The organism is Rhodococcus sp. IEGM1339 (assembly GCF_050321925.1).
Lineage (GTDB): Bacteria > Actinomycetota > Actinomycetes > Mycobacteriales > Mycobacteriaceae > Rhodococcus > Rhodococcus pyridinivorans.
This window is the reverse complement of record NZ_JBNQFT010000003.1, coordinates 1-13,261: the sequence shown is the minus strand read 5'-3', so window position 1 is coordinate 13,261 and position 13,261 is coordinate 1. Positions and strand designations below refer to the sequence as shown.

Here is a 13,261-nt window from a genome sequence, read left to right as displayed (position 1 = left end):
GAGCCTCCCAACTCCACTGTCACGATCACCGTGCAGAAGTTTACTTACAGTCACGGTTACTCACCACTTGAACGGTCGGCCAGATCAGAATCGGGTTATCGTCTCGAGCGGAAACCACGAAGGGGGCACAAGCGGCGTGAACGATGTTACCGGTGAGTCAGATTCGCCCGAACGGCGTCGACGCAAGGTGCGGAGACGTCTGTCCGATGAGGAGATCGCAGCTCAGCGCACGAAGCGCCGTCGCGTGCAGATCGGCTGCGGCGTAGGCGCACTCGTTGTCGTCGGATTCATCGGCTGGCTGGGTTACGAAGGCCTGCAGGCGAAATCGAACCTGGAAAAGGCGCAGAACTTCGCGACGCAGGCGAAAGACGCTCTGCTCGCAGGCGATACCGACCAGGCTCGCATTGCCGCCGGCGACGCCGATCGTTACGCCCAGGACGCCCAGAGTTCGGTCGACTCGGTGCCGTGGCGCATAGCTGGCGCCGTCCCATTGTTGGGGAGCCCGTTCGATTCCACTCGCCAGGTGACCACCATTGTGAGCGGTCTCACAGAGCAGGTCCTCCTGCCGGCGGTCGACGCAGGCAGTGCAGTATCTCCGGATCAGTTGATTTTGGACGGCGCACGCATCAATCTCGCGGCACTCCGCGACGCGGCGCCTGTCCTCGAGACGACCTCTGCGGCGATCAGCGATCTCGACGAGCAGGCCCAGAATGTCGACAGCACGTGGTTGGGACTGATCGACGACGCTCGGGTCGATCTGCAGGAGCAGGTGTCCGAGTTGTCCGGACTACTGAACAACACCTCGCTCGCGGCGCAGATCGCGCCGGCCATGCTGGGCGCAGACGGTCCGCGTAGTTACTTCGTCGGTTTCCAGACGAACGCAGAGGCACGCGGTACAGGCGGACTGCTCGGCGGCTTCACTGTGATCAGAGCAAATGACGGAGCGGTCTCCGTCGACGAGGTCACGAGCAACCGGGAATTCCGGTTCGACTACGACCCGATCGACCTCGGCCCCGATTTCCAGCGTGCCTACGGGCACAGCCGCCCCACCCAGGACTTCCGCAACAGCAATGTGAGTCCGCACTTCCCGTATGCGGGCCAGATTTGGCAGTCGATGTGGCAGCAGGAGACGGGACAGCGCGTGGACGGAGCGATCGCGACCGATCCGGTGGCGTTGAGCTACGTCCTCGATGTGGTCGGTGACGTCACCCTCCCGGGCGGAGAGAAGATCACCGCCGAGAACGTCGTTGAACTGACCGAATCCACGGCCTACGCCCGTTTCGGAGACGACCAGAGAGCGCGTAAGGCATATCTGGAAACGGTTGCACAGACCGTGGTGAAGAAGCTGACCGGCAGCATTTCCAGGCCGCAGGCATTGCTAGAGGCACTGGGACGTGCAGCGGGTGAAGGTCGACTCGCGGTCTGGAGCTCCGTTCCGGAGGAACAAGACGTACTCGCCACCACGCCTCTCGGTCACGTCGTGCCCGACGACCCCGCCCCATACGCCCATGTGGTGGTCAATAACCTCGGTGGAAACAAGCTGGACTACTATTTGGAACGCGAGATTGAATACACAGCTGGGTCGTGTGATGGAGACACCCGCGAATCGAAGGTGACTGTGCGGCTGACCAACGGACTTCCTCAAGGCGATTACACCGACTACGTGGCAGGAATGTTCGACAATCCTGTCGGTGCGCCTGTAGGCACGAACCTCACCGACGTCGGGCTCCTTGCAACACAGGGCGCCAAGTTGAAGAAGGTGACCGTCAACGGCACCACCGCATTCGGCTACACCGGAATGGAGCGTGGTCACCCTCTTTTCAACATCCAGGCTCCGGTGCCACAGGGCGAAACCGTTGAGATTGTCTACGAGCTCGAAGAACCTGCTGTCGAAGGCGCCGCGCGCGTTCCGATTCAGCCGCTTGTCGACGCGCCGGCGGTAAAGGCAGACGTACCGGCATGTGGCTGAGCCGGTTCACCTACTCGCCCTCGAGATAGAGGCTCTGACGAGACCAGGGATCGACACCACCAGCGTTCGATCCCTGGTCTCGGCATAAGACTGCTCTTGCGGTTTGAGCTGTGCCGGTCCCGGGTAGCTGGAGATGTACACCGAAAGTTCTCCTTCGACGATGGACAGGTACGCGGAATGCTTACTCGGGAACAGTATGAAATGCCCATGCGTTGTACTGTTTTCGGAACCGGATACCTTGGCGCTACTCACGCGGCCTGCATGGCCGAACTTGGACATCAAGTTCTCGGCGTCGATATCGATGCAGATAAAATCGCGAAACTCGAAGCGGGAGAGGTTCCATTCTTCGAACCCGGGCTGCTCGACGTTCTTCGCCGGAATATCGAATCAGCACGCTTGTCGTTCACTACGTCGTACGAAGAGGCAGCATCCTTTGCCAACCTGCACTTTATTGCCGTAGGCACCCCACAGCGGCACGGTGACTACGCAGCTGACCTTACCCAGCTCCATTCGGTAATTGACCGACTAGCGCCCAACTTAACCCAAGCGGCGGTCGTCGTCGGCAAGTCGACCGTTCCTGTAGGAACTGCGACGGCGTTGAGTGAACGAGTGCGTTCGCTCGCTCCGGCCGGTGACGCCGTCGAATTAGCATGGAACCCTGAATTCCTTCGCGAAGGGTTTGCTGTCCAGGACACCCTGGCGCCCGACCGGCTCGTCTTCGGGATCGAACATGATCGTGCAGGACACGCAGAGAGCGTCCTGCGAGAGATCTACCGATCGCTGATCAGTGCCGACGTTCCGCTGGTCGTGACTGACCTTGCAACAGCTGAACTCGCGAAGTCCGCAGCCAATGCTTTCCTCGCTACCAAGCTCTCCTTCATCAACGCCATCTCAGAGGTATGTGAGGTCGCGGGGGCAGACTCTTCAGAGCTCGCTGACATTCTCGGATATGACCCCAGGATTGGTCGTCGCTTTCTCAATGGCGGCCTCGGATTCGGTGGTGGCTGCCTACCCAAGGACATAAGGGCTCTGATGGCCAGGGCAGGCGAACTCGGTGCGAACCAGGCACTACATTTCCTCCGCGAAGTCGACAGTATAAATATGCGTTGCCGTTCACGGATGGTCGAAATGACACGAAAGGCATGTGGAGGATCTGTTCTTGGAGCACGCATTACGGTGCTCGGTGCCGCATTCAAGCCCGAATCGGACGATGTCCGCGATTCACCCGCCCTGAATGTCGCGGGGCAGCTTCAATTAGGCGGCGCCGAAGTAACCGTCTTCGATCCCCAGGCTATGGACAACGCGCGGAAAGTCTTCCCGACTCTCAACTACGCCACAAGCGCTCATGAAGCCTGCCGAGGAGCGGATGCAGTTCTCGTGCTCACCGAGTGGCCCGAATTTTGTCAACTTGACCCTGCCACCGTCGCAAATCTTGTCCGAACCCAGAACGTTCTGGATGGCCGCAACTGCCTGGACGGAGCTCGATGGCGGTCCCAAGGATGGCATTACTGGAAGCTCGGTTCTGCCGTGACATTGGCGTAACCCTCATCGAAGCGCCGCTACCTGCCCAAGTCAGCGCCTTTCACGCGCTCCCGTAAGGGCTCGGGGTGCTTCCAGCATCCACGACGTGTACCGATGAGCGAGTACCACGTTGTTCCCTACCCAGATGCAGACAACAACCAGTGTCAACGACATAACGATAGGCGTGAGCTGCTCCACCCACCCGTACCTGGTCAACAGATCTGCCAATCCAAATCTACCCACCAAGGCACTGATCACCGAAATCGCGAACATATGGAGGACGTAAACTGACAGCGTGGAGCGTCCGACCCATTGCAGAAAAGACATAACTCTGGTACGCATGCTCAACAACGAAAATGCTTGACTGCAGATGAAGAGGGCCAACGGGGCGAGTAAAATCTTCGATTCGTCGCGGACTCCCCATGCCAGCACAGGAACGATTAGGACACAGTACAGTCCCAGCGAACCAGCAAGGTAGCTCCACCTAGCATTTTTCATAAGCGCATACCAAAGAGATGGGGCGCACGCCCCCAGATAGAACCAGAGCGCGTTCGAAGCTACCGACCCGAGTTTCAACGGGTCCAGGGGTTCGCGCATTATTGAATCCGTCGCCGCATCGATAAGCGGAGCGACAGCCGAAAGGGCGACCAATGGAATAAGTACCACGAGACGATACCTTCCACTTAGTACTCTGAAAATGAGCCACGTAAACAGGAAGTACACGGGGAGAGCCCATAGGTACCAGAAGGGGGTCGGCAACAGAACGCTTTGCAAAAACTCCACCGCCGTCGGCGGGTTATCGCCATCACTCGCGCCCGGAACAAAAAGTCGCGCTACAAACAGTATCGTCCACAAGACGTACACCCAGAGCAATCCGATCGTGCGCTTGCGACTCTGCTGTAAAGGACGCGCTAGAGCGTTTACGGAGAACAGACCTGAGATCAAGAAAAAGAAAGGCATTCGAAACGGAGCGAATACATCCGTAATCGTTAGCCAAAGTGTCGAATTGCCCTGCACCTGCTGGTCGAACCAAAGCGCTGAGTGCCCCAGTACGACCAGCACCATGCAAAGCCCCTTCGCCGCATCAGGCCAAGCGATTCGCTTAGTGCGATCTGTTGGTCTCGCTGAGGCGACCCGCCAACTGGCCTCCTGCGCGACTTCGTGACTATTCATCCGTCTTCCAGAGAGTCTCGTCGAGCCACAAAGGGCTAGATTTTCCGTTTTTCGACCGAGAAGCCGGACGTTCCGCAAACTACCTCTGAAACGCCCAGCACTCGATCAGCTGGCCGGTGTGCGCGCCACCGATGCTTCGTCCCCTCTACCAACACCAGGAACACTGTTCGAGGCGTCACGCCTCAAAACTTCGGTGACGTTTCGGCGAACGCTCGCAGGAACAACATCGCTGGGTTCGAGGTGCCCGAATGAAATCCCTACAGCTGCACGTTCATACTCGGGGATTCCCAGTCCTCGGATTAGTGCACGTTCCTCCGCGGCGGTGTTGCCGAACTGAAGCAGGCAGGCGCCGATTCCCTTCCAATGAAGGGCGTACACCAATGTCATCGCGAACAAGCCCGCGTTCAGATATCCTTGGTTCCTCTCCCCGTAGAATTCAAGGCTACGAGAATCATAGGTAACCAGGCCGATTCGGCAAGTGTCATAATCGACCCCGCCGGTACCGTGCAGGGTGTCATAAAGAAGTCGCTTCCCTTTCGGATCATCAATTACGTGCAGCCGAACCATCTGACGGTTGCACGCGGAAGGGGACAACATTGCTAGATGCACGGCTTCGTCGAGGATTTCATCCGCGACCTTTGCACCTGAGTAGCGCCGGGTCGAATGGCGCGATGCAACGAACTCGTTAAAAGGAAGCTCGGCCCATGCTTCCGGGTCCCGGTCAGCAATTGTCTTGACACCGGCCTCGCACCATTCCACGTCCGGATCGTCAGATTCCTCCAAGAACCGCTGAACAGTCTCATATGCATCCTGGTTTCTGTCGTCACGCTCGGCGTGGAAGGAAACCCATGCCCGTAAGACGGATTCACCCATGCGGTACGCAGTCGATGCACGCGTCTCCATGCTGGCATTCTCGAGCATCTTCGCAAGTGCGATTGCTTTGGCGGCCCCGAACGATCTGGGAGCTCTGTATGCCATTCCCTTCTCCAGGGAATGGACCCGCAGCATGATCCGATACTGCTCATGGCTTGAAGCACGTCCACCGTCCAAGAGGTGACTGGACATAAACCGTGCATCGTAGAAATATTCCCGATGAATCTTGATCCGCTTCACGAACTGCCGCAGCGAATCAACGGACTTCAGCTTGTTTTTGAGATTCACGACGAATCACGCTCCTTGCTGCGTTGACAAGATTTGGGTCGCAAACGAATAGGTATGCGACAAGGACTATCCAAACGAGGACTTTGACGGAAAGAACAGGCCAGAATCCCAAACCCCACCATGAGAAGTGATCTCCGACCATTACGACGCAAACCGCAGCGAGGCCACTGGTTTGGAGTCGCACGACGCGCGCCCATGGGATTCTCGGCGTCTCCAGTCGCCTGGACGAACGGACTGCCATCCCACTCATAATGACGCGTTGTATCAGCTGAGCAGCAGCGACGCCCGTCAAACCGAACTGTGCAGCACCCAATACAGCCAACGGTATCGAGATAACACTAGATGTGCCTGAAATCAGCAACACCGCGCGGGTACCCTTCTCGTGGTAGAGCAGGGCAGACAACGACGGGTAGTAAACCGCCTTCACCATCATGCTGAGCGCGAGAAGCGGAACGATGCTAGCGGCGGCATGGAAGCTTTCCGGCGTCATCAACATCAATAGCTCGGACGCGAAAAGCGCGACCGAGGAAGAGATGACGACGGAAGCGCCGACAAATGTAGCGATTACATCGCGCACACGGTCGCGCCAACCGGAGGGTCGCTCGTCCATCTGCGTGAAGTACCACGACAAGAATGCTCGATGGAAGGCGGTTTGTATCGCATCGATGAAGTTCACCGCATACATCGCGATATTGAACAAGCCAGCCGCAGCAACACTGATCAGGTGCGAAATGATAACCCTGGTCGCTAACGAAGTCGCCTGCAGAGTGAGAGTGTGAGGCAGCATCGGTACCGCATAGCCGAGCAGCCGTCGTGCGTCGTCTCGCTCGAACCGAACCCAGAGCATTCCCATCTTCATTGCGTTGATCGTTGCGATCAAAGCAAACAACCCGTTAGCTGTCACCAATGCCAGCGCAATTCCCAGAAGTCCAAAATCCAGTGGCCCGAGAAAAAGAACGGTCAAACCCCCGTTGCAAAGGAAGAGGGCAAGGGAGTAAATACCGTACGACTTGGCCATTGATCGAGCTTGGAGTAGAGCAAGATACACGACCGTGAGTGGCTGGAATAGCAACGAGGCTAGCGCGACCAGGATAACTGGATAGAAATCGAAGTTCGGAAATATCAGAGGCGCATACAACGGCCCGGTCAATGTAAGAACGATAGTGAGGATGACTGCAGCGGACAGCACCGATGCGTAGGCAGCTGTGTAGAACTTGGCCTGGCGCCTGGGATCACCCGAGCCCTCTCCACTGCCTTTGATATTGAAGGACGGGTGACAGAACCGCACCACCGCATACTCCATACCCAGAGCAGCGATCGCGCCTCCGAGCATCAGCAGGGTGACGATCAGGTTGAAGTATCCGTACTCCTCAGGCGTGAGGAGCCTCGTGTAGATCGGGAGCAAGATAAGTGACGAGAGCTTCTGCAGAATGGAAGCTACGGCGTAAATGAGGGAGCGTCCCGCCACTCCCGTTGAATTACCCGACTTCGGCAAGGCCTTCTCCGACTGCCTGCTTGATCCGCGCCAGGACCGCTAGCCCGTGTTTCCGCTCGCGTTCTACAGCAGATTGCGCCGTCCATGCCGGCGGTTCGGCGATCGTCCTTTCGACCACACTCAGCAACGCACGGTGAGCACCAGCATCGCCCGCCTCGGTCAGATTGACGTAGCGGTCTTCCAACCCCAGCTTGGAAAGGAGGTTCTTGATCTTGCTCTCATACTTCGAATAGAGCGGCTCGCTATCGAAGCTGACGAAAGGCACCTGGTTTAGTGTGCTCATACAGGTGCCATGGAAGAAGTCCGTTACCACACAGTCGTACTGGCCGAAGATACCGGCGAACTGAACAGGGTTTAGCTGCAGGAACCCCGCCCCCGGGTACCGAATGAAGACTGTGTCGATATCCACCGAATCGCGCAGATGGGAGATCAGGTCTGTGCCGACTCGCCGATCGCGCACCATCAACAAGACCCGCTTCCGCCCGGAATGGGCGCTCGCGGTGTAGGGCACAACGAACTCCGCTAACCCATGAATGAGCGTCGGATCCACGATCTCGTCGATCCCCACAGAATCCCCCAACAATTCGCGAACAAAGGAATATGTATTCGCGTCTCGCACGGAAATATGGGCATACGACGAGAGCGAGCGCCGGAGAATTTCTCTACTCTCGCCCGAGAGACTTGCGATATCGAGCCTGTTGGCTGATGTCGAAAAACTTACTCGGATCCTTCCGAGATTTTCGGGGGCATAATAGATACTCTTGTCCCCAACAAACGCCAAATTCCAAACCTCATCGGATCCCGTTACGAATCCGTCGAACTGAGAATTTAGGTACTCGAGTGCACCGTTTCGGTCGCTGATGTCGACCCAACGCCTACCCGTCGGCCTGTGTACATACGGACTGACAAATTGACGCATAGAGGCGAAATTTCGGGCACGGACCACACCGAAACTCGGGTTCTTCGGGTTCAGGACCGATGCAAGGCGACGCTTCCTTACGTGACCGACGTCGGTCGGAATAAGGGAGTAACGCCCCGGGGTGTCGGCAGAGTCGAATAACTGTTGAGTTGCGTACGCTTGAAGTACCGTCCCATAGTTTTCTGACTGGGTCAGGGTGAGAATGCCAATTTTCCCGGTACTATTATTCACTTCACTCCCCCGATGACAGCTTGGTCCGCACCAGAGCCTTCAGTAGGATGGTCATCCTCTGAGGTCGCAACTAAACGCGCCATGGAGTAATGCAGGTCGAGTAGTGCAATGACGATAAACAGCACAATCCAGTAGCTCATGTGCGTAATCAATCTCGACGTGATCAGCACAAAAAATGTATATGACATGAGGATGAACGCAGGACGGTTCGTCCTGCCGACGAATACGAGCGCACAAAGATAGGCCGCAACGCCGAGGATCCCCACCTCCATGTACACCCGAAGAGTATCGTTATGGAGCAGGCTGTTCCATGATGTTCCGCTTACGCGCATCGCGGTAGCACCGAGACACTGGTTGAGCGACCCAAACGCTTGGGATGAATCAGCACAGTGAACCGCGAGTCTGTAAATCGAAACACGACCGCTGGTGAAATCGTCGAATGTTACGCCAAAGTAGTTGTAGAACAGACGAGAAAATTCTGTGGAGTACGTCGACTGAACGATGAATGGGCTTGCAATTCCTACTGCAAGCAAAGTGCCGAGCGCACCCTTACTCGGCTGTACATTCTTTCGAATCCACCGTCGGAATACGAAGAATAGAGGAGCGGCCACGAATGCGGCGCGCTTCAACGCGATCATGGTGAAGAAGGCCGATACTCCGCTCCGGACCGCCTTTTGTCGGACGACAAAGTACATTACCAGCACCAGCATATCGTGCGAGAACGACGATTCGAACGGCGAAGAGGAAGCCGACCAACTGATTGCACGTAGAGCTGCCAGACTGAATTCACCTGAGAACAGAAAATAAACAACATATCGAGCCAGCAAGATCGTCATGTACACATCCGCTAGGCGCAGACTGACCGTATTTGCTATGCACAATGCAATGGTCGCCGGGACCAGAATAAATCCCACGGCTCCGAAGCTAGTGAACGTGAAGTCTCCGCTCACGATAAGCTCGTTGATCAACGACACGACGACAAGAACTCCCGACGCAGCTGCCAATGCGAGCGTCGACCTACCAAACACCAGCGGTGAGCCGGGGCGGGACTTGAGCATCAACCCGGCCACCCTTACCGCAGCGAAGGCGACCAATCCGTAAAGACAAGCATAATACGCGGATCCAGGCAGAATTCCCGCCATGTAGAAGGCGTAGCTGAATGCATACGCGAAAAAGAGAGCTAGCTGGACATAGTCAGCCAACAGCATTGGACGTGCCTGGGGAGGGGACTCCATCTCAGACTCAGCTATTGCTTGGTTCATGGACGTCCCTCCGTCCCTACCAGTGCTCGAAGATGTGACCAGGAATCTCTGGCACGTCCCTGGAGATTGGCTGTCACCTCGGCAGCGTCGTAGATTGGGTCCTCCACAGGGGGAGCTTCAAGTGTCGACGCCAGCCGAGCAAGTCCGACAGATGTCAAGAGGTCTTCGTTCCTCGTCGAGTTGCTTTGCGGGAGCAAGGCGTAGATCGGCCTTCCGAATACGAGGGAAAAAGCAGTCCCGTGAAATGAGTCTGTAACTACGTAAGAGGCGTCCCTGAAAAGGGCAACAAATTTCGCCGGATCGACCAAATAATCAGATGCACGATGCTCAACGAGCATCTTGGCGTCGGGCGTGACCCGTCGAACCGGCAGATTGTGCCGGCCTTGAATGGCGGCCAGTCTCTCACTGAAACCCGGCGTGTTGTGAAGTTGGTATACGAGAATGTAGTCGTTGTCCGTCGGGTCGTAAGACTTTGAGAAGTCAGTCCAGTAATCTTTTCCGTGGAGAAGGACCGGATCGACATCGACGCGGGAAGAAATCCCGATTTTTGCAAGAGCTGTCTGCGCGGAGGTTTCACGAACGGACACGGACCTGAAGTCCTCGAGCCATTCGGCAACGCGATCGATATCTGCAGACGATGGCGCACTCGAACCGAAACTAGCTGCGTAACTGTGCTTCTTGTCGGGCTTTTGCCCCTCCAAGAAGTAGACAGGATCCAGTTGCCCATGGATCGAGTTCCAAACTTGATCACTACCGGACAGCACAAAGTCGAGATCGTCCGCGGTCTCCAGCACGCTCCTGTCATCGCCACAGGTCTGAGTGAGCGTCAAGTGCCGGCGTTGAAACTTACGGAATCGAAGGCTCATGGTCGCCATATTCGGCGTCTGAATCGCTAGATATGCAGCACTTTTTGCGGCAGAACCCCTCACACGAGATTCTTTGAGTCGCGACGCTGCCAGCCTCAACGGACGGTCTGTTACTGGAAAATAGTCGATGACACGAGGCTCGGCGCCCACCGCAACCAGCGCACTTTCGAGCGCGCGAGACTGGAGTAACGATCCGTAGTTAGGATAGACGTGCCGCGTAAGGATACCGACTTTTTTCACTGGCCCTCCATCGTCTGGGCAGTCCCGTTTCGCAAAGGAGTTGCCGGAACTATTGCCGTTTTGATTTTCCGCCAGAGAGTCGGACCGCGGAATCCACCGACTCGCTTGCTGACGACACGGTCGTACGCTTCATCCAACTGTGCAGACACCACGTCGGAAGAGAATGTTTTTCTCGCCCAGCCGGTCAACTCAGTGCGGTAATCGTGACTATCGGACGCGCAGTCGATCAGCGCATCAGCGAGAGATGCCGCGATTTCACTTTCCGATTTCAGATCGGTATCAACGAGTCGCATTCCCGGCGCATTTTTAACGACCTGCCATTCACCAACCTTGGTGTAAACAGTAGGAGTTCCTTGAGCGTGGGATTCGATCAGTGCCATAGGCAGAACCTCCGCCCTGCTTGGGAGTACAACAGCTGTAGCCGTTGCAATCTTCTCTCGCAACGCTTCTCGGGTCAGATTGCCAAGATAAATGATCCCGTCCTGGGGAGTCACCGAATACCCGTGTGCCAAGGGCCCGGCGATCAGCAGGTTTGCATCTGGAAACCGGGCGTGCACAGCAGGCCAAGCGTTGATCAGTCGATCGTGTCCTTTGCGCGTCCCAACTTCCCCCGCGAACAAGAACGTCGGTGACGCCTCTCGCTGAGGCGGCGCGCCATCGACAGAGAGGAACGCTTCAGAACTGAGCGGGTTAGCAACGACTTGCGTCGCCGTACCTGCAATCGCACTTACAATTTCCGCGTGATTCTTACCCAGGCATAGGACAAGATCAGCTCGGTTCAACACGTATTTCGACAGCAACGGATACTTTGCCACATGTTTCGCGAGGTCAGCACCGTGAAGTGTCACGACCGTGGGCTTTCGTAGGATCTTCGAGAGGACGAGCAGAAATCCCTCCCGGATAAAGCTGCCATACTCGCTTAAATGAACGTGCGCCACTGCCCATCTCCTTGCGCTCCCGCACATCTTGATGGCAGTTCGTGCTGCAATCGCAAAGGAAGCGAACTTACTGTTCGGCTCCCATGATGGGCATGCCTGTTGTTCAAAAAGCGCCGATTCGAACTTCAGCGTTTCCTCTATTACTGCTGCGATACCCCCGGATGTCCCAGGCGCAGGACCGATCTGCAGGACGATCTTCGGATTACCTCCCACCTTCGTCGAAGCCAATGACGCCATTGCAGTGGGAGGATTTTCGCGATCAGACATGACGCAGCACTTTGTCATTGACGATGCGATCGGACGTCTGACAATCTGCACGTCCCGCGACATCGACGTTGTTCGGTAAGGGCGACAAAGCCGGGAGTGGTTGGTTAGAGAGAGGACTCGAAGCAGCGCACTTCACTTCTTCAATCCCCCGTTCTCAACCAAGGTTGGAACGAACGCCATAGCGTCCCGGGCATACCGCGGCAGCAGTCGACGCGGTTCAGTGGCGATTCGATGCACCCATTCCAGACCTGCCCGCTGCATCCATAGCGGAGACCTCCGGTATCGACCTGCGCTGAAGTTAATTGCCATTCCTAGACAGAGAATCTGTCCAGAACCACCTTCGGCGCGAATCTCGTGCGCGATTCGCTCCTGCTTCGGCGCGCCCAAGCCGAGGACGACGAGTCCACCTGTGCCGTTCGAAGCCACCCGCGCAATCAAGGCGTGTCTCAGTTCGGGGTCATCGACTTCGGACCGCGGTGCCGGCTCCTCGTAGACCTTCCATGACGAGCGGCGCGCCCTTTCCGCTACAGCTGCCAGGGCATGGTGATCCTCTCCTCCGACCAGGACTAGTGGCCTGCCCTGCCCGTCGGTCTCGAGCAGGAGCTCCAATAGATCTGATCCTGCGATGCGGTCGACATCCATTCCAGATGCACGGGAGAGCATCCAGGCCACCGGCCACCCGTCAGGAAGTAGCAGGTCCGCCGATGTGTAGAGATCCACGAGGGACTTGTCCTGTCGCATCAAGTAGATGTGATGCAGGTTCGGAGTGATGACGACTCGCCACCCATCGAATTCGCGTTGAGTAATCTCATCGCCTACTTCCTGCAGTGTCTTGCGCGCAAATGGCATCTGCTCGCCTCGAATGCGTATGGAGACTGAATCGGTTGCACCCCGCAGCATTTCCTGCCCTTTCACGATTTATGCCTTGAATCGATGGCGCTCAGACTCTGGGTCCGGCTTGTGTTCTGTATCGAGTTGACTAGTGCTCCGCTTGCTATTCGCGGACCCTTCATCGAGGAGTCGCCGAACGCCATCCCGGCAACGAATACGTGGTCGTCAGTAGGCGCCGTCGCTGGCGAGCACTGCCTTGACGGTCTTACCGATGATCAACACATCCGAGACCATCGACCAGTTCTCCACATACGACAGGTCCAGGCGCACCGACTCGTCCCACGACAGATCCGAGCGGCCACTGACCTGCCACAGACCCGTCACGCCG

At 56.8% G+C, this 13,261-nt stretch carries 11 protein-coding genes; 2 read left to right on the top strand and 9 right to left on the bottom strand.

Going from position 1 to position 13,261, the window contains the following annotated elements; genetic code table 11:
- Positions 1-136 precede the first annotated feature (136 nt).
- Together ACQR3U_RS04740 and ACQR3U_RS04735 are read left to right on the top strand one after the other, a co-directional pair.
- On the top strand, positions 137-1,969 hold the full coding sequence (locus tag ACQR3U_RS04740) for a DUF4012 domain-containing protein (protein ID WP_372477526.1): 1,833 nt from the start codon (positions 137-139) through the stop codon (positions 1,967-1,969).
- 207 nt (positions 1,970-2,176) lie between these two features.
- Positions 2,177-3,511, top strand: coding sequence for a UDP-glucose dehydrogenase family protein (locus ACQR3U_RS04735; RefSeq protein ID WP_200360242.1), 1,335 nt, complete (start codon positions 2,177-2,179; stop codon positions 3,509-3,511).
- Between the two features lie 30 nt (positions 3,512-3,541).
- On the opposite strand, the gene ACQR3U_RS04730 is transcribed toward ACQR3U_RS04735, so the two are convergent.
- From ACQR3U_RS04730 to ACQR3U_RS04690, 9 genes are all read right to left on the bottom strand, one after another.
- Entirely contained in the window at positions 3,542-4,663 is a 1,122-nt protein-coding gene (locus tag ACQR3U_RS04730) for an acyltransferase family protein (protein WP_269065331.1), read from the bottom strand.
- A 105-nt stretch (positions 4,664-4,768) separates the two neighbouring features.
- The gene (locus tag ACQR3U_RS04725) at positions 4,769-5,824 is read right to left on the bottom strand and encodes a nitroreductase family protein (RefSeq protein ID WP_200358625.1); all 1,056 of its coding nucleotides are present in this window, start codon (positions 5,822-5,824) and stop codon (positions 4,769-4,771) included.
- Complete coding sequence (locus ACQR3U_RS04720; protein ID WP_269572326.1) at positions 5,793-7,292, bottom strand: lipopolysaccharide biosynthesis protein; 1,500 nt, start codon at positions 7,290-7,292, stop codon at positions 5,793-5,795. Before ACQR3U_RS04720 ends, ACQR3U_RS04725 begins: the two co-directional genes overlap by 32 nt.
- A 10-nt stretch (positions 7,293-7,302) precedes the next feature.
- On the bottom strand, positions 7,303-8,469 hold the full coding sequence (locus ACQR3U_RS04715; RefSeq protein WP_200358627.1) for a polysaccharide pyruvyl transferase family protein: 1,167 nt from the start codon (positions 8,467-8,469) through the stop codon (positions 7,303-7,305).
- Entirely contained in the window at positions 8,466-9,731 is a 1,266-nt protein-coding gene (locus ACQR3U_RS04710) for a hypothetical protein (protein WP_230809829.1), read from the bottom strand. Before ACQR3U_RS04710 ends, ACQR3U_RS04715 begins: the two co-directional genes overlap by 4 nt.
- Positions 9,728-10,837, bottom strand: a complete 1,110-nt coding sequence (locus ACQR3U_RS04705) for a polysaccharide pyruvyl transferase family protein (protein WP_230809828.1) — start codon at positions 10,835-10,837, stop codon at positions 9,728-9,730. Before ACQR3U_RS04705 ends, ACQR3U_RS04710 begins: the two co-directional genes overlap by 4 nt.
- Positions 10,834-12,042 (bottom strand): glycosyltransferase family 4 protein, encoded by a 1,209-nt coding sequence (locus tag ACQR3U_RS04700; protein WP_230809827.1) that lies wholly within the window; start codon positions 12,040-12,042, stop codon positions 10,834-10,836. Before ACQR3U_RS04700 ends, ACQR3U_RS04705 begins: the two co-directional genes overlap by 4 nt.
- A 132-nt stretch (positions 12,043-12,174) precedes the next feature.
- Positions 12,175-12,957 (bottom strand): WecB/TagA/CpsF family glycosyltransferase, encoded by a 783-nt coding sequence (locus ACQR3U_RS04695; protein ID WP_200358632.1) that lies wholly within the window; start codon positions 12,955-12,957, stop codon positions 12,175-12,177.
- Between the two features lie 141 nt (positions 12,958-13,098).
- On the bottom strand, positions 13,099-13,261 hold a 163-nt coding region (locus tag ACQR3U_RS04690; RefSeq protein ID WP_428692117.1), incomplete at its 5' end, for a sugar transferase.

What these genes read in the sequence shown, in the direction of transcription:
- ACQR3U_RS04735 (WP_200360242.1), top strand. Translation starts at nt 2,177, where the DNA reads ATGCGTTGTACTGTTTTCGGAACCGGATACCTTGGCGCTACTCACGCG.
- ACQR3U_RS04730 (WP_269065331.1), bottom strand. Translation starts at nt 4,663, where the DNA reads ATGAATAGTCACGAAGTCGCGCAGGAGGCCAGTTGGCGGGTCGCCTCA.
- ACQR3U_RS04710 (WP_230809829.1), bottom strand. Translation starts at nt 9,731, where the DNA reads ATGAACCAAGCAATAGCTGAGTCTGAGATGGAGTCCCCTCCCCAGGCA.
- ACQR3U_RS04700 (WP_230809827.1), bottom strand. Translation starts at nt 12,042, where the DNA reads ATGTCTGATCGCGAAAATCCTCCCACTGCAATGGCGTCATTGGCTTCG.